Genomic DNA, 18215 nt, shown 5'->3' with positions numbered 1-18215 from the left:
GACCGTGCTGACCGTGGGCACCGGTCTCACCGGTGCCGCCTTCGCCCAGCTGCTGCGCCGCCTGGCTGCGCTCGGTTTCGTCGTATCCGCTGGATGAGCTGTTGCTCTGACTGGCAGTCGCAGCTAGGCCTCGGTTTGCGGCTCGTCAACATGGACTTCTGTGGGCCGAAGCGAGCGTCGTACTCGACGTGGCGGGGCGGCCCGTCAGCGAAACCGGTGGTTCGAGCGATGAGCGCGCCAACAACGAGGCTGGCTGCTTGCTGTGCGACGAAGGTGGCCGAGGGCCGATAACCGTCCGCAGCGCCGGAGGAGAGCGCGAGGAGGTTGCTCAGCCCGCATACGGGTTTGCCCAGGTGCGGACGGAGCAGTTCCTGAGCGGCGATAGAGAGCGTTGACAGGTCTGCAAGGCTGAGTGGGTGGTCTCCCTGGGCGATTCGGGCGATAGGCAATCCAGTGACTTGGTGCAGTCGGGTTTCGGCGCTGACGATGCCGGTTGTGGCGCGCTGCGGGTAGTAGCAGCGTAGGCAGGGGCCGAGCGGCAGGGCCTCGTGGAGGGCGAGGGTGGTTCCCGCTTGGCCTCCGGTGCTGCCGTCCAGGGTGAAATCGGCGTAGATGCGCTGGATCTCATGGCGTGCGGTGATGCTGTCGACGCCGCTCAAAACCATCAATGGCCAGGGCGTTTTCCCTTCGTCGATGCTGATGATCAAATCTTGGGCGGTCCCTTTGATCGGCAGAGCCTGGAGTCGGCCAGCGCGATTCAGTTCCCGGGCGAGCAGGTCGACCTTGAGGATCTGGTTCTCGGCGTCGGTGTGGCTGCCGAGGCTGTAGGTAGTGACGTTGGGCGTGTCGTAGGTCTCGGGGTCGACGACGGTGATCTGGCCGCTGGCACCGAGCGCGTCAAGGATGGTGGCGATGGCGGTTCCTACCGCTCCTGCGCCGACGAGCGCGATGGTCGGTAGCTCACTGACCGACGTGGAGAATGCACCTGGTTGCGTGCCCAGGGTGACCGGGCAAAAATCCAGTCGAATGAGCTGGCGGCAGGCGCCTGGCTTCAAGTTGGTGATCGTCTTGAATATCTCTGCGGTGAGGCTGGCGGCGGTGGTGACTGCTCCGAGGCCGGTTCCTGCAGCGCTCAAGCTCGGGTAGGAGGCTCCGGCATGGCGAAGTCGTACTCCGTGACCGTCGGGAACGGCGCTGATGGCGGTTTCCGCTGGCGGATGTGGCCCAAGGTGGATGTTCAAGTCCGCGGTGTCGGCGGTAAGCGTGACTGGTCTGTCCGAGTCAATCCCGAGCGTGCCTTCGACGATGTCGGCGATGACCTGGTCGGACAGTCGTTCAGGACTGTTGCCGGGGTCCAAGCTGATCTCGATGGGCAGCCGGCGGAGGTCGCCGAGCAGAACCTTGAGCGCGGTAGTCACTCCGGGTACGGTCGGTTCCGCAGTGACGTGAACCCGAATGCCCTCAAGTCGTTGCCGCAAGCCAGGCTCGTCGGTGTTCGCAGCGGCAGCGCCCAAGCGCACCCCGCGGGAATAGTCAGTGCTCAAGGACGCCTCCAGCATCGAAGGTGATGATCTTTGTGCTGGACAAGGCCTGGTCTGCGACTGCGGGGCTGGTGGGATGCCAGTCCTTTTCGTAGCGCCACCACCCCCATTGGCTCGGGTCGGGCGGTGGGTCGGTATAGGTGGGGATGATCGTGCTGATGAAACCCTGGGCGTTCAGGCCGGACCGACGGTCGGTCGAGGACATGAACGCCCGGTGTTTGTGTGAGTGGAACATGGCACGGACCTGAAGATCTCTGTCCTCGGCGTAGGTGAAGATCGCATCCAGCGCAGGCATTGTGATCACGAAGAGCCCTCGTTGCCGTTGAATACCGGCGCTGCCTGCCAGGGCTAGAACGGCGACGCCAGCCTCTCTCGGGCGGGTGATGAGGAGGCCGCCGGTCTCGACGTCACGCCGCCCATACCCCCGAACGTGCCCGAGGAGTTCTTCCACTGCACAAGGATGAAGGCGCAGGGCTGGGGTCGTTGTCATGCCGCGCGTCTCCCTGCGACTCGGTCGATGTCTCCGTGGATCGTTTCGACGACATACAAGAAGGGGTTACCGACGCTCCGCCACGCCTGCGGCCCGGTCGCCCATTCGGCGTGGACCGCCTGTCCCTCGGCGGTGAACGGCTTGCAGACGTCATTGGGTGCGCGATAGCCCCCAGCGGCGGGCCACCCCGACGGGTCCGTAGTTGTCCCGCCGATCTCCGGGGCGAAAAGCAGCGACGGAGGACGATGCGGGTAGACGCTCCAGCCGATCTTGGCGATGAAGGGACGGCACGCCCGATCGGTGGGCTGCAGAACGGCCCAGTACAGGCCCACTGGGTCGGTGTCTCGGCGGACGAGGGACCCCCCGGTCGAGGTCAGGAACTCCTGGACCGGGGGTTCGTCGCGCTCGAGCCGCAGGAGGCTTTCAAGATCCACGACGTGTGCCTTTCAGCCCTGGATCGTCTCGGTGCGCAGCTTCAGCCGAAGGGAGTCGGCACGGCCCGCGACCTCGGCGACAGTGCTGGTGAGCGCAGGCTCGTCCCCATGGTGGAGCAGGTAGTAGCGGGTCGTGCCATCCGAGGTGATCTCGAACTTCGTGAGGGCGTCGGCGAGCACCGTCTGAATCGATGTCTGCGGCGCGTAGTTGTGGCGATACGGCCGCTCTGCGGCCGCGAAGGCAACGGTGACCTCGATCTTGCGGGTCGGCTTGGTAGACACAATTTCCCCCTGGTGTTGCACCAAAGCATCAGTGTGCTTCTAGTGACTGAAGTTTGGCACGGGGTGGTGTTGCACGCAAGCTGCATCGCGAAAGTATGATGTGGGAATGACACGGCTACCGGATCTCGAGTTCTCTCAGGAAGAGATCCCGATCGAGACCGAGCGGCTGGCGATCGGGGAGCTTGGCCGACTTCTGAAGGAACGTCGGGGAAACCTGTCGATCCGCAAAGCAGCAGCCGATGCAGGCGTGAGTTTCAGCACCTGGTCACGGGTCGAGGCGGGCTCTCAGCCCGACCTCGCCACGTTCACCCGGTTGTGTACCTGGCTCGGCGTGTCTCCCGCTCGGTTCTTCAACTCCGTGAGCGAACGCGAGAGTTCGCCACTGGACCAGGCGATCAGCCATCTGCGCACCGACCCGCGCCTGACCGACGAAGCATCCGCGAAGATCAGCTCCGTCCTGCGCGACATGTATGACGCCCTTGCTCGGGAGGCGGGTCCGGCACGGCCGCCGGTGGCCTGTCACCTCCGCGCGACCTCGGTCATGCGCCCGGGCGTTCCTCAGCGCCTCGCCACGATCTTGAGTGATATGCACGACGAACTCGTCCGCCAGATCGAGATAGGCGAACTGTGACTCTTCCCCGTGGATTCAAGGCGAACGCCGAACGCGAGGCTGTGCGACTCAGAAACGAAATGGGCCTGTCGCCCAACGCGCGCCTGGACATCCACGACCTCGCCGACCACCTCGGCACCAAGGTCGTAAGCGCGGAACGACTCATCGCCGTCGACCGCCTGGAAGAACTCGAGCGGATGCAGGCCTTTGCCTTCTCCGCGGCGACCTTCAACGTTCACAGCAAGGCCTACATCGTCACCAACCCGCTACGCACCGCGGGAAGACTGGCAAGCGATGTCGCTCACGAACTGTCCCATTTGTTGCTCAAGCACGACCTCACCGAGGTCCGTGAGGTTGGCGGCGTCCCCTTCCGCACCTGCCAACCAGAAGAAGAAGAACAGGCCACCGCCATGGGTGGCACCCTCATGCTTCCCAGACCGCTCCTCATCACCGCTGTGTCCCAGGGCATGTCCCCCGAGCAGATCGCGGCCACCTACAACGTCACCACCGAGATGGCCCGCTTCCGCTACAACACCACGGGCGTTGCCAAGCAGTTCAGCCGCCGGTCAGGCTAAAGTCCCAACATCTCTCATCGACATAGACCGAGGTAGACCTCCGGGCGACCTCAGGCGTTTGTCCATTCGGTCCTGTCGGTCGGTGTCTTGCTCAACCCCGACATGCCCAAGCAGGTGCGCAAGGTCTATAACGGCCGCATATGACGACACCCGAATCCCATTCGGATCACACTGTCACTTTGAATGTCGTTCGGGCGGCCTGATTAGATGCCGATCAAAATGACAGTGCCCAGGTCGGCCCCAAGCCTCGCTGTCATGTTCGGCGACGCCAGACAGCTTGCCTGGACTCATCGAATCTGACAGTTTGGCGCGGATCTTGACAGTGAGAGATCGAAGATGACAGTTGGCCTCCGTCCTCGACACTTGGCCTTGGTGGTTTTGATCGGCTGGTGCCCGAGCTGCCACACCCGGATCAGCGTCGGCGACACCCCCCGCTACCGGCGTGAACGCAACGGACCGTTCGGCCCGCAGGGGCGCATCGTCGGTGCCCGCAACTGCCGCCAGGTGCTGGCCGACCTTCCCTGCCCCCTCACAGACGAGCGGCTGCTGCGCATCCAGTCAAAGAGGTCAAGGTCAGCGACAGCGAACTGCGCTGCGCGGACCCGCACCTGTCGGCCGAGGACATCGCGGTCGGCTACAAGCGGCTTCTGGAGGTGGAACGCGGCTGGCGCGACATGAAGTCGATCATCGATCTGCGGCCCGTCCACCACCGGCGTGAGGAACGCATCCGCGCCCATGTCATCTTGTGCTGGCTGGCCCTGCTGCCGGTTCGCATCATTGAAAACGCCGTCGGTGAGACCTGGGTGGGCATCCGCCGCCACGGTCCCACGGGCCGCTTCCGTCAGCGCACCGAGCCCACCAAGGTCCACCGTGACCTGCTGACCAAGCTCGGCGTCGCCCCGCCCCGGCAGATCATCGAGCTCGCCGCTCCCTCCTGACCTCGAACCCGTGCTCAAGCTCCTGGAGACACGCCCGCCCAGCGTGTCTCCACGTAGTTCCTCAGGTCAGATGCCGGTTTCGAGCCCTAGCCGCTCTGAATTACGCGGAACGCAGGTTCTTCTCCTTCGTTCTGAGGTCTCGTCAGGATGGGTTCGTTCAATACTGCGTTTCGCTCATGTACGAGGGATGCTCTGCGACGAGCGGTCCGTCGGGGAGGTCTCGCGCTGGATGAGCAGGCGGCTCGCGCTGCGCTCAGGTGAGATGTCGAGGCGTCGCAGGAGCTGCGCGTTGAGGGCGACGACAACGGTGGACAGGGACATGAGTACGGCGCCGACCGACATCGGCAGCACGAATCCGATCGGCGCGAGAACTCCCGCGGCGAGCGGCACCGAGATGAGGTTGTAGCCGGCGGCCCACCACAGGTTCTGCTTCATCTTGCGATAGGCGGCGCGTGAAAGCTCGATCACGGACAGCACCGAGCGTGGGTCGGAGCTGGCAAGGATGACTCCGGCGGATGCGATGGCGACATCGGTGCCGGCGCCGATTGCGATTCCGACGTCGGCCTGGGCGAGCGCGGGAGCGTCGTTGACGCCGTCGCCGACCATTGCGACCTTCTTGCCTTCCTTCTGGAGCTCCTGAACCTTCGCGGACTTGTCCTCGGGGCGGACACCAGCGAAGACCCGGTCGATGCCGAGTTCGGCGCCGACCGCTTCCGCGACCGCCTGCGCGTCTCCGGTGATCATGACAACCTCGACGCCGAGTTCGTGCAGCGCATCGACGGCTTGCCGGGACTCGGGGCGGATCTCATCAGCGAGCTTGAGCCCACCGACAACGGTGCCGTCCTGGACGACGTGGAGAATGATCGCCCCATCATGTCTCCACTCGTCCGCCTCATCGATCTCGGATTCGCCGACATCCTCCAGCAGCTTTGGCCCGCCGACGCGGACTTCTCGGCCGTCGATGGTCGCGGTCACTCCGACCGCCGGTGAGGACGAGAACCCAGATGCTGCGGGCAGGGCGAGCTTCCGCTCTTGTGCTGCGCGGACGATCGCCTTGGCGAGCGGATGCTCGCTGTCCGACTCCGCCGCCGCCGCGAGCGCCAGGAGATGGTCGGCATTCAGGTCGCCCGCCGGCTGCACGGCGGTCACGGTCGGCTCGCCCTTGGTGAGCGTTCCGGTCTTGTCGAACAGCACCGCGTCGATGGTGCGCATGCTCTCCAGCGCGAGCCGGTCCTTCACCAGCACACCACCGCGGGCAGCCCGCTCGGTCGCAATCGAGACCACGAGCGGGATCGCCAGGCCCAGCGCGTGCGGGCAGGCGATCACCAGGACGGTGATGTTGCGTACAACGGCGGCATCGGGGTCGCCGACCAAGCTCCACACGACCGCGGTGATTGCCGCGGCGATAAGAGCGAACCAGAACAACAGCGCCGCCGCACGGTCAGCGATCCGCTGCGCGCGGGAGGAGGAGTTCTGCGCCTCGGTCACCAGGCGCTGGATGCCCGCCAGGGCAGTGTCGTCGCCCGTCGCAGTGATCTCCACCCGCAGACTCGAGTCTGTCGCGACCGTACCCGCGGTGACGGTGTCGCCGACGCCGCGCCCTACTGGACGAGACTCGCCGGTGACCATTGACTCGTCCATCGCCGCGTTGCCGTCGATGATCTTGCCGTCGGCGGGCACACTGCTACCTGGGCGGACGACGACAAGGTCGCCGACGCGCAGATCGACCGGCGCGACCTTCACGATCTGATCCCCCTCGATGCGCTCGGCCTCGTCCGGGAGCAGGGCGGCGAGGGAGTCGAGGGCGGAGGTGGTCTGCGCGAGCGAGCGCATCTCGATCCAGTGGCCGAGCAGCATGATGACGATCAGCAGTGCCAGCTCCCACCAGAACTCCAGTTCGTGGTGGAGCAGTCCGATCGTGGCGCCCCATGAGGCGAAGAACGCGACGGTGATGGCGAGACCGATCAGCAGCATCATCCCGGGCTTGCGGGCCTTGAGCTCGCCTACGGCCCCGGTCAGGAACGGCCACCCACCCCAGACGTACATGACCGTACCGAGGGCTGGAGCGATGAACCATGCCCATCCGGGAACCTCGTATCCGAGGATCATCGCGAACATCGGCGAGAACGCCACGACCGGCACGGCGATGATCAGGTTGATCCAGAACAGTCGGCGGAACTGACCGACGTGGTCCCCATGCCCCCCGTGGCCGCCATGCCCTGCATGGCCGGAGTGACCTGCGTGGCCGGAGTGGCCCTCATGATCCGCGTGGTTCGCGTGATCGGAGTGGTCCATATGAATCTGGTGATGGGAATGGTCCCCAGGACCAGATTGGGTCATCGGAGCGCTATGTCCGTCGTGGTCAGGGGGTGTCTTCATGTCACCAGAATATACCCCATTAGGGTATCCCTGCTAGAGCGCCGATCGTGATCGGGGGCTGTGAGAAGCTCGCAGGATCGAACAGCCGGGGCGGCCTCGCCCCGATCCGCGCCGCTGAGGATGGGGCGAGGCCGGGTATCGGCAACCATCACAGGGTTGTCGATGCGCCTGTCCACTCTCCGGCTCTCAGCCGTCCTGCCCAGGTGTGAGACCCGCGACGAGGTTGAATGCTCCGGTGAGGATGTTGAGCGCGACGACCCCGACGACATCGGCGATCTCGCGGTCACTGTAGCCGTTGGCGCGGAGGTGATCGATCTGTTCGTCGGTGATGGATGTCGGCTCACGATAGACCTGGAGTCCGAGGGTGACGATCGCGGCGGTGGAGGCATCGGCCGACGATCCCTGGTGGGCCAGTTCGATCTCTTCTTCGCTGATGCCGAGCGAGCGGGCGGCGGCGATATGCGACTGAAGGCAGAGGCCGCATCCCTGCTGGGCCTGGACGGCGATCGAGATGCGTTCGCTGATCTTGCGATCGAGCTTTGCCCGCCGCATGGCGCGGCTGAGCTGCAGGTATCCGCCAAGCACGGCCGGTGAGTGGGCCATCGTCGACACCATGTCGCCGACCTGGCCGTGTCGCTGGACCAGTTCGCCGAGAAGATCGCGGGAGGCTCCGACGGCGGTTTCCGGGGCGAACCGGGAGAGGCGCGGCATAAGTCACTCCTTGGGGGTTTCGGATCGGTCTAATGGGGCGTCTCCGAACCTTGGCCAGGCTTTTCCGGGCCGGAACGCTGAGGGTTTCCCGGTCAACGTTCGGTGTGGGGCCACGAGGACGAGGCATCGCCGCCGTGTTCCATCAGAGCGGCGTGCTGAGCCTGGAGGGCGCCGCTGACCGCGAGATTCGCGACGTGTTGGTTCGCCAGGCGATGGAAGTGCCGGGCCATTGGTTGCCGGCTGCGACGATGCCCGCAGAGCTGAGGCGCTTGAGCCGGCGGTCGACGGCGTCAGGAGACCCGTCGACGATGTCGGCAAGATGATCCGGGGACATCTCCGACTCCTGCAGGGCGAGAACGATCTTCACCCGGACGGGGTCCGCCAGCCCAGCGAAGACGTCGATGGCCGGCCGGTCGCCTGGACGCCGTCGAGCTTGTTCAGCTTCCTCTCGATCCGGTTCGCGCAGGAGGCGCAGGTCATCCCGCCGATCTCCAGCTCGATACCCGATCCGCCAGGTAGGCGAGGTCGCCCTCGCGCAGCGCCACCAGATGCCCGAAGGCCCCGAGGTAGGGCTCAAGAGTCGTGACCGGCTCACCATCGCGAGCGATCGAGATCGTGAGCTCGCTCGACGAACCCGCAACCAGGTCGCCGCCGAGCGCGAGCCGCGCTCCGGCCTTCATCAGACGCGTACCGCCGAGTAGCCGGCCTCCTCGACAGCACCCAGAACCTTGGCGTCGTCGATGTCACCGGAAGCGGTGACAACGAGCTTGCCCGTCTGAGCGCTGACCTGAATGCCCTCGACACCCTGAATCTCGCCGACCTCTTCGCGGATCGACCTCTCGCAGTGCTCGCACGTCATGCCCGTCACCTGGTACTCGTTCGTGGCCATCGCGTATCCTCGCTTCGTAGCAAGTACCCCTACCGGGTAGCTGTATCGCCAACACTATACCCCGCCAGAGCATTTCCGAAAGGAGGGGTTCTGACGATGCGCATCATCCTGCGAGCAATCGCGGCGCTGAGAAGACCGGGGAAGCCCGGGTTTCCGCTCGCCGCTGCTGCCAGACGATCCGGTAGGTCGTTGACGTGCGAGCCGGTATCGGAAGCAGCACCTGAGGCGCGCCCGCCCGGCGCCTCGGGCGATCGCCGTTCTCCTTGTCGACCGTGTGCTCGCCGTCAGGCGGTGCGGCCACGATGTGCGCCACGAGAGTCGGCTTCCACGCTGAGCTGGTGCGTGCTCATTCGGGAGATATGCAGCAACGGAAGTTCCAGCCTCTAAGGAGCACCTGACAATTCGGCCTGGCGAAGCCAGAGCATCAAGGACGCGATAACGGCGGGACACTAGACGTCTTTTGTGGATAGACGACTGGCGGAATCACCCCTCGTTACGGGGTCCTCCGGTTCACGCCGGGTGAGCACCAAGGGGGCGTCCTCGGTGATGGCGACCGTGTGCTCGGAGTGGGCCGTGCGTGAGCCGTCGGCCGACCGGATGGTCCAGCCGTCGGCGTCGTAGACGATCCGGTCGGTCGTGCGGGCGAACCAGGGTTCGAGCGCGAGGGTCAGGCCCGGCCGGAGCGTAAGGCCGCGCCCTGCCCGGCCCTTGTTCGAAACGTGGGGCCCCTCGTGCATGGTGCGGCCAATGCCGTGGCCACCGAACTCGGTGTTGACCGGATAGCCGTAGTCGTGGGCCACCGCCCAGATGGCCGCCGAGATGTCACCCAGGCGATTGCCCGGACGCGCCACCTCGATCGCCGCCTCCAACGCTTCCTCGGTGGCACGGATGATCCGCAGGTCCTCCTCGGCAGCAGTGCCAACGACGACCGTGCGCGCCGAGTCGGCCACCCAGCCGTCGACGCTGACCGCGAGGTCCGCGCTGAGTACGTCGCCGTCACGCAGCGTGTAGTCGTGGGGCAGGCCGTGCAGGACGGCGTCGTTGACCGACAGGCAGATGACGTTGCGGAACGGGCCACGTCCGAAGGACGGCGCATAGTCCCAGTAGCACGACTTCGCCCCGCACCGTTTGATCATGCCGCGCACGTGGTGCTCCAGGTCCAGGAGGTTGACACCCACGTCGGCGAGCCGGCCGACCTCGGAGAGCACCTCGGCGACGAAACGTCCGGCCACGTGCATGCGTTGGATCTCCGCAGGCGTCTTCAGTTCAATCACGAATACCTCGCGCCACAGGGTGTTGGTATAGTTATACCGGCACCCTAGCACTTGCCGGTATAGTAATACCAGTCCTAGCTTTGGAGCATGGTCCGCCAACCGCTCACACCCGAGCAGATCGAAGCCGGCAGGCGTCTCGGCGCCCTGCTGCGCCACGCGCGAGCGGGACGCGACCCAGCGGAAGTCGCGCACGCGGCCGGCATCTCGCCGGAAACCCTGCGCAAGATCGAGACCGGACGACTACCCTCTCCCGGATTCGGCACGATCCTCTGCCTCGGTGAGGCGCTCAACCTGCCGGTGCAGGAGTTGGCAGCCGCCTGGCGCGGCAGCGACCTACCACTGGAAGCCGTCTTGTAGCCGCCCCACCCGTCCACGGAACCGGCCGGCACCATCGCAAAATGACAAGCCGGTGCCGACCGTCGGGGGCCTTGTCGCGACTCGGGGAAGGGCCGCGTGGAGATCACCCGCGAGAGGCGGACGACCAGTCCTTCCACGACGGCTGGCGAGCCGGGTCCGCCGCTCCGTAGCGGTCGCCCTGCGGCGCGGGCAGGGCGTCGAACTCGGCCAGATCCGCCGGGCTCAGCTCGACATCCACCGCTCCGGCGTTCTCCGCGAGGTACTTCGAGGTCTTGGTCCCCGGGATGGGAACGACGTACCGCCCCTGGGCCATCACCCAGGCGAGCGCCACCTGGGCCGGGGTGGCGCCGACGCGCTCGGCGATCTGACGCACCCGGCCCGCGATGGCCAGGTTGGCGCGCAGTGCCTCCTGCTGGAAGCGCGGTAGTCGCCGCCGGAAATCCTCCTCGGGCAGGTCGTCGAACGAGGAGAACCGCCCGGTGAGGAAGCCCTTGCCCAGGGGCGAGTACGGCAGGAAGGCGATGTCCTGCTCCTGGCAGTAGGGCAGTACCTCGGTCATCCAGTCCCGGGTCCACAGCGACAGCTCGGACTGCACCGAGGTCACCGGGTGCACCGACTGCGCCCGCTTGATCTGCTCCACCGTCACCTCGGACAGGCCGATGTAGCGCGCCTTGCCCGCCGCCACGGTCTCCGCCAGCGCTCCCCAGGTCTCCTCGATCGGCACCTCGGGATCCACCCGGTGCAACTGGTAGAGGTCCACGTGATCGGTGCCGAGCCGGCTCAGGCTCTCGTCGATCGACCTCCGGACATGCTCCGGACGACCGTCCAGGCCCTGAACGGGGTTGCCCGCGGAGTCCCTGGTGAGGGTGCCGACCTTGGTGGCCAGCACCGCACGCTCCCGATGACCGCCCGCCAGCGCCCGACCGATCAGTTCCTCGTTGGTGAACGGCCCGTACACGTCCGCGGTGTCGAGCAGCGTCATGCCCTCATCGAGCGCCTGGTGGATCACCGAGATCAGTGTGGCTTCGTCCCGCGGGGTCGCCAGGTCGTAACTGAAGCTCATGCCCATGCAGCCCAGACCCAGAACGCCAACCTCGGGACCGTCGGGCCCGAGCGTCGTGGTGCGCATTGTCCGTCCTCCTCATAGACGATGCCTCAACGATACGAGGGGAATCCCGAACCGGGCCGGGCACCGGTGCGAAATGCGGGATCGCCGAGCGACGGTACAGGTCGCCGCATCCCATGTCGCGATGATCAGCCATCCGGGCGTCGTCACCGACCTCATCATGGACGCGGCCAACGCCACCAACCGAACAAACCGCCGGATCACCCGCTACGGCATCCTGTACGACGCACGTGCTGCCCGCGGCGTACTGCCGGGCTGAGGCTGAGCCGAGAACCGTACAGCCCCCCGCGCTACTCGGATTCTCGGCGGGTGTGGGTCGAGTCGCTGCGGTAGTCGGTGTAGGTGTAGGGGTTGTCAAGGAGGGTGGTCTCGGGGACATCGGGATTCATCCCCTGCTGCCACGTCTCCTCTCCCATCGTCGTCCGCAGGTATTCGACGGTCTGCTCGACCTGTCGGCGGGCAGCGGCCAGGTCGATGCCGAGCAGACGGTGCTCATGCTTGACGACGCGGCCGTTGACCAGGACGGTGTGCACGTCGCCCCGCTGTGCCTGGAACGCGATGTGACCGTAGGGATTGAGCAGCGGGAACGAGACTGGTGAGTGCTCGTTCTTGATGAGGACGATGTCGGCCTTGCGGCCCACCTCCAGGGTGCCGAGTTCGCCGTCACGGCCGAGGGCGCGTGCACCGCCACGAGTGGCCCAGTCGACGACCTGGTCGGCGCGGAGGCTGCAGTGCGTGACGGTGGCGCCCCACACGCCGGCGTGGGTGGTGACCGCGACGCCGAGTTCGCGGGCGACCTCGAAGGCGGGCCTCTCGGGGAAGGACGGGTCACCGGTGACGTCGAAGGCGAGCTGGAAGCCGAGCATGTCGTCCCCGGTGATCCGCCGTCGGACGAAGTCGCGGAATTCCGGTGCGGCGGTCCATTCGGCGGGTGCCTGCTGGATGTTGCCGTAGGCCAGCACGAACCGGCCGGGCACCGACCGCAGCGCGTCCACGGCGGCGTCGGCGTGATCGACCGTCTGGAGTCCGTGTGACCAGTCGACGACGGTCGTGACACCGGCGCGGCAAGCGTTCGATCACGCTGAACCTGCGCGACGAGACCGACGCCGGACTGGCCCGCGAGCTGGCCCGCAGGGCGGACGTGGTGGTGGAGAACTTCAAGCCCGGCGGGCTGGCCAAGTACGGCCTTGACTACGACAGCGTCCGCGCGGCCAACCCGGGCGTGGTCTACGGCTCGATCAGCGGCTTCGGGTCGGGCAAGGGGCGCGACGTGCCGGGGTACGACCTGATGGTGCAGGCCATCTCCGGCCTGATGAGCCTGACCGGGGAACCGAACGGGCCGCCCTACCGCGCGGGGATCTCGGTGTTCGACGTGATGGCCGGCAACCACGTCGTGATCGGCATCCTCGCGGCGCTGCTCCATCGGGACGCGACCGGCCGGGGACAGCACGTCGAGGTGAACCTGCTGTCGTCGGCGCTGACGCTCCGCCTACGTGGCCGGCGGGGTGGTGCCCTACCGGATGGGCAACGCCCATCCCAGCGTGTTCCCATACGAGCCGCTGCCGACCGCCGACAACGACCTGATCGTCGCCGCCGCCAACGACGGCCAGTTCCGCAGGCTGTGCGAGGTCCTGGGCATCCCGGAGGTCGCCGACGATCCGCGGTTCGCTCGCAACGCCGACCGCACCGAACGCCGTGACGAGCTGCGTCCGATCCTGGTCGAGCGGCTGGCCGAGCGGGGCGCGGTCGAGTGGTTCGAGTTGCTGGTGGAGGCCGGTGTGCCCAGCGGTCCGATCAACACCATCGACGGCGGGTTCGCGCTGGCCGAGCGCTTCGGACTGGACCCGATCGTGGAGGTGGGGGAGGGCGATCGGGCGGTGCCCACGACACGGCATCCGATCAGATTCTCGCGGACCCCGGCCGGCTACCGGCTGCCGCCGCCGGAACCGGACGAGCACGGCGCGGAGCTGCGTGAGTGGCTCGCGGAGAAGGATGACCGTGGCTGAGCGGATCGACCGCCCCGGGTACCCGACCGCGCTCGGCGCGTCCAGCCTCAAGACGATCACTCTGCTCGGCCACGACCTGGCGGCGGACGTGATGGGCGAGCTGGCGTTCTGGCTGGCGACCCAGCGGCGGCCCGGGCGCGGCGAGGTGCGGGTGTTCGAGGCCGTCCTGGCCGCGCTGGCCGACCACGGTTTCACCCCGACCGCGATCGTCACCCGCCTGACCTACCTGTCGGCGCCCGACTCGGTACAGGGTGCGCTCGCGGCGGGCCTGCTGGGCGGCGGATCGAGGTTCCTGGGTGTCACCGAGGACACCGGCCGCTTCCTGCACGACGTGCTGGCCTCGGTGGACGGCGACCTGCCGGGGGGCGATGACGGCTGGGACGCCCTCGCCCTGAAGACCGTCCAGGCGCGGCGCGCGGCCAGGGAATTCGTCCCCGGGCTGGGCCATCACGTCCACTAGGAGGGCGACCCGCGCACCCCCCGGTTGATGGAGATCGCAGGCGAGGAGGGGCTGTTCGGGCCGCACCTGTCGTTGTTCGCCGCGATCGGCCGGGTGCATCCGCAGGTGCTGGGCCGGACACTGCCGCTGAACGGGGCCGGGGTGTGCGGCGCCGCGCTGGCCGACCTGGGCCTGCCGTACGACGCCAACTTCTACAACGAGCAACGAGAGTTCGGGCTGCCGCGCATGCTGCTCAAGGGGCAGGAGGACCTGTCGGCCTACCTGCTGCGCGAGGGCATGGACGCGGGATTCGACCTGGCATTCTCCAACGAGCTGCGGATCGACCACTCGATCACGTGCCCGATCATCACGCTACGCCCGCAGAACGACCTGCCGATCGTGCCGGTCTACACCAACATCTTCGCCCCGCCGCTGCCGCAGCCCAAGCGCTTCGTACAGCTCGGGAAGACGATCCGGGAGCTGGTGGAGTCCTGGCCGCAGGACACGAGGGGCGCGGTCATCGGCACCGGGCACCTGTCGCTGGAACTGGGCGGGCCACGGCAGTTCGGCCCGCACGGCCCCGACCCGGAGTTCGACCGGCGCGCCGTGGAGTGGATCTCCTCCGGTGACCTCGAAGGCTGCCTGTCGGAGGTGACGCTGGACAGCCTGCACGCCCCGGGCAACGCCACCCACGGTTTCATGGACTTCATGCTGATGATGGGCGTCGCGTGCGAGGGCAGGAAGGGGGCACAGCCGTTCCTGACCCTCACCCTCTTCATCGCGATGTTCGAACGCGACTACGACGAGCCGCTCGGTTTCCAGCGCGAGTACGCCGAACGGCTCGCGCACTTCGCGCTCCCCTATCCCGACATCGCCACCTGAGCCCATGCGTGCGGTAGAGATCCACGAACCCGGCCGCCCACCGGTGGTGGTCGAGCGAGACGCGCCCGCGGCCGTCCCGGACGAAACGCTGATCAAGGTCACGGCCGCCCCCGTCACCCCGCTGGACCTGCTGTGCGCGAGCGGCACGTCCTACTTCGGGAGACCGCGAACCCCGTATGTGCCGGGCGTGCAGGGGGTCGGGACCGTCGAGGGCGAACCGGTGTGGTTCGCGACCTCGGCGGGGATGGCGCCGGGGGACGGGAGCATGGCCGAAGTCGCCCGCGTGCCGGCGGACGACACGGTAAGGCTTCCCGCCGGAGTCGATCCGGTGGCGATCGCCGCGCTGGGGCTGTCGGCCATCGCCGCGCACCTGGCACTGACCTGGCGCGGCGAACTGGCCGCCGGGGAACAGGTTCTGGTGCTCGGCACCGGTGGCGTGGTCGGTCAGGCGGCCGTCCAGCTCGCCCGCATCGCCGGTGCCCGCAGGGTCGTCGCGGGCGCGCGGTCCGCCGCCGCCCGGGACCGGGCCGAGCAGGCCGGCGCCGACGCCGTCGTCGCGCTCGACACCGAAGACGTCGCCGAACTGGCGGCGCGCTTCGCCGCCGTCACCGACGGGCCGGTCGACCTGGTGCTCGACCCGCTGTTCGGCGTACCGGCCGCAGCCGCCGCGCGCACCCTGCGCTCCGGCGGCAGGCTGGTCAACCTCGGCGGCAGATCACTGCGCCTGCTCGGCTACCTGAATGCGGGCCAGTGCTCCGGCGTTCACGCCGGGGGTGAAGGCCCGCGCGGGAGTACCCGCCAGGGCGCGAGCGTGCTCTAAGCCGGGCGGTTTCGCTGCCCGGTGATTCCCAGATCGGCTAGGTTTTTGGTCATGAGCGGGCGGGGGACGGTCAAGCGGCAGCGTGGGCACAAAGCCCGCCTGGAGCTGACCGGTGCCCAGTCGGCGATCTTGGATGAGCAGGCGTTCGCCGCGATCACCGTGTGGAACTGCCTGCACGCCTACTGGACGCATTTCTCCGGTAAAAGGCCGATCCTGGCCCAGGCCGACCAGGCGATCCGCCAGGCCCGCGTGGACTTCCCGTTCCTGGCGGTGCTGCCCGCCCAGGCCGCCCAGGCCGTTTTGAAGACGTACCGGCAGGCGTGGGAGAACTTCTTCAACCCCGATCACCCCGCCCGGCGGCCCATCTTCAGGTCCAAGAAGGGGCGGCCTCGCTTGGCGGTTGATGTGCCTCAGGCCCGGAATATGCGGATCGTGCGCCTGTCGGCCCGGTGGGGTGCGGTGACCGTGCCGATGGTGGGCCGGGTCCGGTTCCGGTGGACCAAGGACCTGCCCGGCGTTGGGAGGAACTCTCCGGCGGGTGCGGTGACCGGCGGGCGTCTGGTCAAGGAGGCCGATGGTTGGCACCTGGTGTTTCGTACCGAGACCCCGGCCGCGCCCGTGCCCGCACATCAGGGCCCGCAGGTCGGGATCGATGTTGGTGTCACCGTCGCGCCGGCCTTGTCGGACGGGACGATGCGCGAGCACGGCCCCTGGCTCACCTTGGGGGAGAGGGAGCATCTGCGCCGGTTGGAGAAGACGTCGGCCCGCCGACGTGCGGCCCGGCCGCGCAAGAGCCGTCCCTCGGGGCGGGAGAGGCGCGTCTATGACCAGATCGCCCGGCTGCGCGCGAAAGCCAAGCGCCGAGCCGTCGACTGGCAGCACCGGACCACCACCGAACTCGCCGCCACCTTCGCGGTGATCACGGTGGAGAATCTGTCCATCGCGACCATGGTCCGCTCGGCCAGGGGCACGATCGAGGCCCCGGGCGGGAACGTCGCCCAGAAGGCGGGGCTGAACCGGGCGATCGCCGGCCAGGCGTGGGGCCGGACCGTCGCGCTGCTCGAATACAAGAGCGCCGACCGGGGCGGACAGGTCGTGAAGGTCCCCGCGCGGGGGACCTCGCAGACCTGTCACCGGTGCGCTCACCGTGACCCCGCGGCCCGCAACGGGACACGGTACGCCTGTACCAACCCCGGGTGCGGTTGGGTCGGGCATGCCGACACCAACGCCGCGATCAACATCAACAACGCCGACGGATCAGCGGTGTCAGGACGTGGAGACCTCGGGACTGCCCGGTCTGCGAAGCGTCAACCCCCGCGCGCCGCTTAACCGCGACGTGACGGGAGAATCCTTGGCCTTCAGGCCGAGGAGGAGGTCAAACCAACAACGAGCTGAGTCCGGAGCGGCGCGCCGCCTCGCTCACGCTGATCGCCGAACAGGCCCTGCTCGGCAACCTGTCCGTCGCCCACGAGAGCAGGCCGCTGTCAGATGCCGGGGAGGCGTGGCGGCGCCAGTGCGAGGGCACCGCGACCGGCCGGATCGTCCTCACCCCCTGAACAGCCCGGACGGCCGGTCAGGACGCGGCCGTCCGGGTCACCTGAGGCACCGTCTCCAGCCGGGCGAAGTCCGCGCTGATCTCACCGGCGGTCTGGAGCAGCGGCGGAAGGTGCTCCTCCAACAGCCGTTCCAGGGGGGTCTCCGCGGCGTGGCTGTTGACGTTGATCCCGGCGATCACGCGCCCGGACCCGTCACGCAGCGGCGTGGCGACCGAATGGATGCCGGGCGCGAGCTGCTCGTCGGTGAGCGCCCAGCCGCGCGCGCGGACCTCGCGCAGCTCGGTGTCCAGCTCCTCGCGGCTGAGCCGCCGCCGCGGTTCGATCCCGGAGCGGGACGGCTCGGCCAGCACGTGGTCCACCTCCTCGGCGGAGAGCGCGGCCAGGCAGACCTTGCCCAGCGAGGTCGCCTGCGCCGGGAACCGAGTGCCGATCTGCACGGCCAAGCCCACGATCTTGGGCACCGCGACCCGGGCCACGTAGACGATGTCGGAGCCATCGAGCTGGGCGATCGAACACGACTCGCCGGTACGGGCGACGAGCCTTTCCAGATGCGGGCGGGCAACGTCCCACAACCCCATCGAGCGCACATAGGCCACGCCCAGATCCAGCACCCGCGGGGTCAGTGCGAACCCGCCCTCACACGAACGCACGTAGCCCAACTCCTGGAGGGTGAGCAGGATACGCCGAGTGGTCGGCCGGGCCAGACCGGTCGCCGTGGCCACCTGGGTCAGCGACATCACCGGCCGGTGGGGCTGGAAGGCGGTGACGACCTCCAGCCCCCGGGCCAGTGCCTCGATGAAATCCGGTCCGACGCCTTCCCGCGGCATTCACCGACTCCTCACGCCAGGGTTGGTACAGGGCAGCCCACTCTACGGAGGACCGGCATCCGGACAGGTTGCTCAAGTG

21 protein-coding genes and 4 pseudogenes are annotated in these 18215 nt (G+C 67.6%); 11 read left to right on the top strand and 14 right to left on the bottom strand.

Going from position 1 to position 18215, the window contains the following annotated elements:
- Positions 1-26: 26 nt before the first annotated feature.
- The 4 genes from ACQP0P_RS03185 to ACQP0P_RS03170 form a co-directional block, all read right to left on the bottom strand.
- Complete coding sequence (locus ACQP0P_RS03185) at positions 27-1418, bottom strand: ThiF family adenylyltransferase (protein ID WP_433358734.1); 1392 nt, start codon at positions 1416-1418, stop codon at positions 27-29.
- 115 nt (positions 1419-1533) lie between these two features.
- The gene (locus tag ACQP0P_RS03180) at positions 1534-1992 is read right to left on the bottom strand and encodes a hypothetical protein (RefSeq protein WP_433358735.1); all 459 of its coding nucleotides are present in this window, start codon (positions 1990-1992) and stop codon (positions 1534-1536) included.
- Positions 1993-2027: 35 nt separating this feature from the next.
- Positions 2028-2465 carry a hypothetical protein gene (locus tag ACQP0P_RS03175; protein WP_433358736.1) on the bottom strand — a complete coding sequence of 146 codons (438 nt, stop codon included), beginning with the start codon at positions 2463-2465 and terminating at the stop codon, positions 2028-2030.
- A 12-nt stretch (positions 2466-2477) separates the two neighbouring features.
- Complete coding sequence (locus tag ACQP0P_RS03170; protein ID WP_433358737.1) at positions 2478-2747, bottom strand: hypothetical protein; 270 nt, start codon at positions 2745-2747, stop codon at positions 2478-2480.
- 106 nt (positions 2748-2853) lie between these two features.
- Here ACQP0P_RS03170 and ACQP0P_RS03165 point away from each other — a divergent pair, with 106 nt between their 5' ends.
- The 3 genes and pseudogenes from ACQP0P_RS03165 to ACQP0P_RS03155 form a co-directional block, all read left to right on the top strand.
- Positions 2854-3378, top strand: coding sequence for a helix-turn-helix domain-containing protein (locus ACQP0P_RS03165; protein ID WP_433358738.1), 525 nt, complete (start codon positions 2854-2856; stop codon positions 3376-3378).
- A gap of 59 nt (positions 3379-3437) precedes the next feature.
- On the top strand, positions 3438-3932 hold the full coding sequence (locus ACQP0P_RS03160; RefSeq protein WP_433358739.1) for an ImmA/IrrE family metallo-endopeptidase: 495 nt from the start codon (positions 3438-3440) through the stop codon (positions 3930-3932).
- Positions 3933-4519: 587 nt separating this feature from the next.
- Positions 4520-4870 (top strand): annotated as a pseudogene (locus ACQP0P_RS03155) (IS1634 family transposase); the annotation flags it as partial.
- A gap of 174 nt (positions 4871-5044) precedes the next feature.
- On the opposite strand, the gene ACQP0P_RS03150 reads toward ACQP0P_RS03155, so the two are convergent.
- The 7 genes and pseudogenes from ACQP0P_RS03150 to map form a co-directional block, all read right to left on the bottom strand.
- On the bottom strand, positions 5045-7165 hold the full coding sequence (locus ACQP0P_RS03150; RefSeq protein WP_433381659.1) for a heavy metal translocating P-type ATPase: 2121 nt from the start codon (positions 7163-7165) through the stop codon (positions 5045-5047).
- Between the two features lie 270 nt (positions 7166-7435).
- On the bottom strand, positions 7436-7864 hold the full coding sequence (locus tag ACQP0P_RS03145) for a carboxymuconolactone decarboxylase family protein (RefSeq protein WP_433370654.1): 429 nt from the start codon (positions 7862-7864) through the stop codon (positions 7436-7438).
- Positions 7865-8102: 238 nt separating this feature from the next.
- Positions 8103-8327, bottom strand: a complete 225-nt coding sequence (locus ACQP0P_RS03140) for a winged helix-turn-helix domain-containing protein (protein ID WP_433370651.1) — start codon at positions 8325-8327, stop codon at positions 8103-8105.
- Between the two features lie 44 nt (positions 8328-8371).
- Positions 8372-8461 (bottom strand): annotated as a pseudogene (locus tag ACQP0P_RS03135) (cation transporter); the annotation flags it as partial.
- Entirely contained in the window at positions 8437-8640 is a 204-nt protein-coding gene (locus ACQP0P_RS03130) for a hypothetical protein (protein ID WP_433370648.1), read from the bottom strand. The pseudogene ACQP0P_RS03135 and the gene ACQP0P_RS03130, both read right to left, overlap by 25 nt.
- Positions 8640-8849 carry a heavy-metal-associated domain-containing protein gene (locus ACQP0P_RS03125; protein WP_433370645.1) on the bottom strand — a complete coding sequence of 70 codons (210 nt, stop codon included), beginning with the start codon at positions 8847-8849 and terminating at the stop codon, positions 8640-8642. Before ACQP0P_RS03125 ends, ACQP0P_RS03130 begins: the two co-directional genes overlap by 1 nt.
- Before the next feature lie 449 nt (positions 8850-9298).
- Positions 9299-10123 carry a type I methionyl aminopeptidase gene (gene map / locus ACQP0P_RS03120; RefSeq protein ID WP_433370642.1) on the bottom strand — a complete coding sequence of 275 codons (825 nt, stop codon included), beginning with the start codon at positions 10121-10123 and terminating at the stop codon, positions 9299-9301.
- A gap of 87 nt (positions 10124-10210) precedes the next feature.
- Here map and ACQP0P_RS03115 point away from each other — a divergent pair, with 87 nt between their 5' ends.
- Positions 10211-10480: a helix-turn-helix domain-containing protein gene (locus tag ACQP0P_RS03115; protein ID WP_433370639.1), complete on the top strand. Its 270-nt coding sequence runs from the start codon at positions 10211-10213 to the stop codon at positions 10478-10480.
- A gap of 103 nt (positions 10481-10583) precedes the next feature.
- Here ACQP0P_RS03115 and ACQP0P_RS03110 read toward each other — a convergent pair whose 3' ends face one another.
- Positions 10584-11609: an aldo/keto reductase gene (locus ACQP0P_RS03110; RefSeq protein ID WP_433370636.1), complete on the bottom strand. Its 1026-nt coding sequence runs from the start codon at positions 11607-11609 to the stop codon at positions 10584-10586.
- 121 nt (positions 11610-11730) lie between these two features.
- On the opposite strand from ACQP0P_RS03110, the gene ACQP0P_RS03105 reads away from it, so the two are divergent.
- Complete coding sequence (locus ACQP0P_RS03105; protein WP_433370633.1) at positions 11731-11865, top strand: hypothetical protein; 135 nt, start codon at positions 11731-11733, stop codon at positions 11863-11865.
- A gap of 31 nt (positions 11866-11896) precedes the next feature.
- Here ACQP0P_RS03105 and ACQP0P_RS03100 read toward each other — a convergent pair.
- Positions 11897-12676 (bottom strand): annotated as a pseudogene (locus tag ACQP0P_RS03100) (amidohydrolase family protein); the annotation flags it as partial.
- A 5-nt stretch (positions 12677-12681) separates the two neighbouring features.
- Between ACQP0P_RS03100 and ACQP0P_RS03095 the strand changes: the two are divergent.
- The 6 genes and pseudogenes from ACQP0P_RS03095 to ACQP0P_RS03070 all read left to right on the top strand — a co-directional run.
- A pseudogene (locus ACQP0P_RS03095) lies at positions 12682-13032 on the top strand (CoA transferase); the annotation flags it as partial.
- A 67-nt stretch (positions 13033-13099) separates the two neighbouring features.
- Entirely contained in the window at positions 13100-13612 is a 513-nt protein-coding gene (locus ACQP0P_RS03090; protein ID WP_433370631.1) for a CoA transferase, read from the top strand.
- On the top strand, positions 13605-14072 hold the full coding sequence (locus tag ACQP0P_RS03085) for a hypothetical protein (protein WP_433370628.1): 468 nt from the start codon (positions 13605-13607) through the stop codon (positions 14070-14072). Before ACQP0P_RS03090 ends, ACQP0P_RS03085 begins: the two co-directional genes overlap by 8 nt.
- Before the next feature lie 27 nt (positions 14073-14099).
- Positions 14100-14933 carry a hypothetical protein gene (locus tag ACQP0P_RS03080; RefSeq protein WP_433370626.1) on the top strand — a complete coding sequence of 278 codons (834 nt, stop codon included), beginning with the start codon at positions 14100-14102 and terminating at the stop codon, positions 14931-14933.
- A 4-nt stretch (positions 14934-14937) separates the two neighbouring features.
- Positions 14938-15753, top strand: coding sequence for a quinone oxidoreductase family protein (locus tag ACQP0P_RS03075; RefSeq protein WP_433370623.1), 816 nt, complete (start codon positions 14938-14940; stop codon positions 15751-15753).
- Between the two features lie 51 nt (positions 15754-15804).
- Positions 15805-17082, top strand: coding sequence for an RNA-guided endonuclease InsQ/TnpB family protein (locus tag ACQP0P_RS03070; RefSeq protein ID WP_433370620.1), 1278 nt, complete (start codon positions 15805-15807; stop codon positions 17080-17082).
- Between the two features lie 244 nt (positions 17083-17326).
- Here the strand turns inward: ACQP0P_RS03070 and ACQP0P_RS03065 are convergent, their stop codons facing one another.
- Positions 17327-18136 carry an IclR family transcriptional regulator domain-containing protein gene (locus ACQP0P_RS03065; protein WP_433370617.1) on the bottom strand — a complete coding sequence of 270 codons (810 nt, stop codon included), beginning with the start codon at positions 18134-18136 and terminating at the stop codon, positions 17327-17329.
- Positions 18137-18215: the final 79 nt, after the last annotated feature.

This window comes from Streptosporangium sp. CA-115845 (assembly GCF_050943795.1).
Classification (GTDB): Bacteria; Actinomycetota; Actinomycetes; order Streptosporangiales; family Streptosporangiaceae; genus Streptosporangium.
This window is presented reverse-complemented; position numbering and strand designations above follow the sequence as displayed.

Bases quoted from the DNA above. Each gene is read 5' to 3' on its own strand.
- ACQP0P_RS03165 (WP_433358738.1), top strand. From the start codon at position 2,854: ATGACACGGCTACCGGATCTCGAGTTCTCTCAGGAAGAGATCCCGATC.
- ACQP0P_RS03160 (WP_433358739.1), top strand. From the start codon at position 3,438: ATGGGCCTGTCGCCCAACGCGCGCCTGGACATCCACGACCTCGCCGAC.
- ACQP0P_RS03150 (WP_433381659.1), bottom strand. From the start codon at position 7,165: ATGGACCACTCCGATCACGCGAACCACGCGGATCATGAGGGCCACTCC.
- ACQP0P_RS03145 (WP_433370654.1), bottom strand. From the start codon at position 7,864: ATGGTGTCGACGATGGCCCACTCACCGGCCGTGCTTGGCGGATACCTG.
- ACQP0P_RS03130 (WP_433370648.1), bottom strand. From the start codon at position 8,640: ATGAAGGCCGGAGCGCGGCTCGCGCTCGGCGGCGACCTGGTTGCGGGT.
- ACQP0P_RS03125 (WP_433370645.1), bottom strand. From the start codon at position 8,849: ATGGCCACGAACGAGTACCAGGTGACGGGCATGACGTGCGAGCACTGC.
- ACQP0P_RS03115 (WP_433370639.1), top strand. From the start codon at position 10,211: ATGGTCCGCCAACCGCTCACACCCGAGCAGATCGAAGCCGGCAGGCGT.
- ACQP0P_RS03110 (WP_433370636.1), bottom strand. From the start codon at position 11,609: ATGCGCACCACGACGCTCGGGCCCGACGGTCCCGAGGTTGGCGTTCTG.
- ACQP0P_RS03105 (WP_433370633.1), top strand. From the start codon at position 11,731: ATGATCAGCCATCCGGGCGTCGTCACCGACCTCATCATGGACGCGGCC.
- ACQP0P_RS03080 (WP_433370626.1), top strand. From the start codon at position 14,100: ATGGAGATCGCAGGCGAGGAGGGGCTGTTCGGGCCGCACCTGTCGTTG.
- ACQP0P_RS03075 (WP_433370623.1), top strand. From the start codon at position 14,938: ATGCGTGCGGTAGAGATCCACGAACCCGGCCGCCCACCGGTGGTGGTC.
- ACQP0P_RS03070 (WP_433370620.1), top strand. From the start codon at position 15,805: ATGAGCGGGCGGGGGACGGTCAAGCGGCAGCGTGGGCACAAAGCCCGC.
- ACQP0P_RS03065 (WP_433370617.1), bottom strand. From the start codon at position 18,136: ATGCCGCGGGAAGGCGTCGGACCGGATTTCATCGAGGCACTGGCCCGG.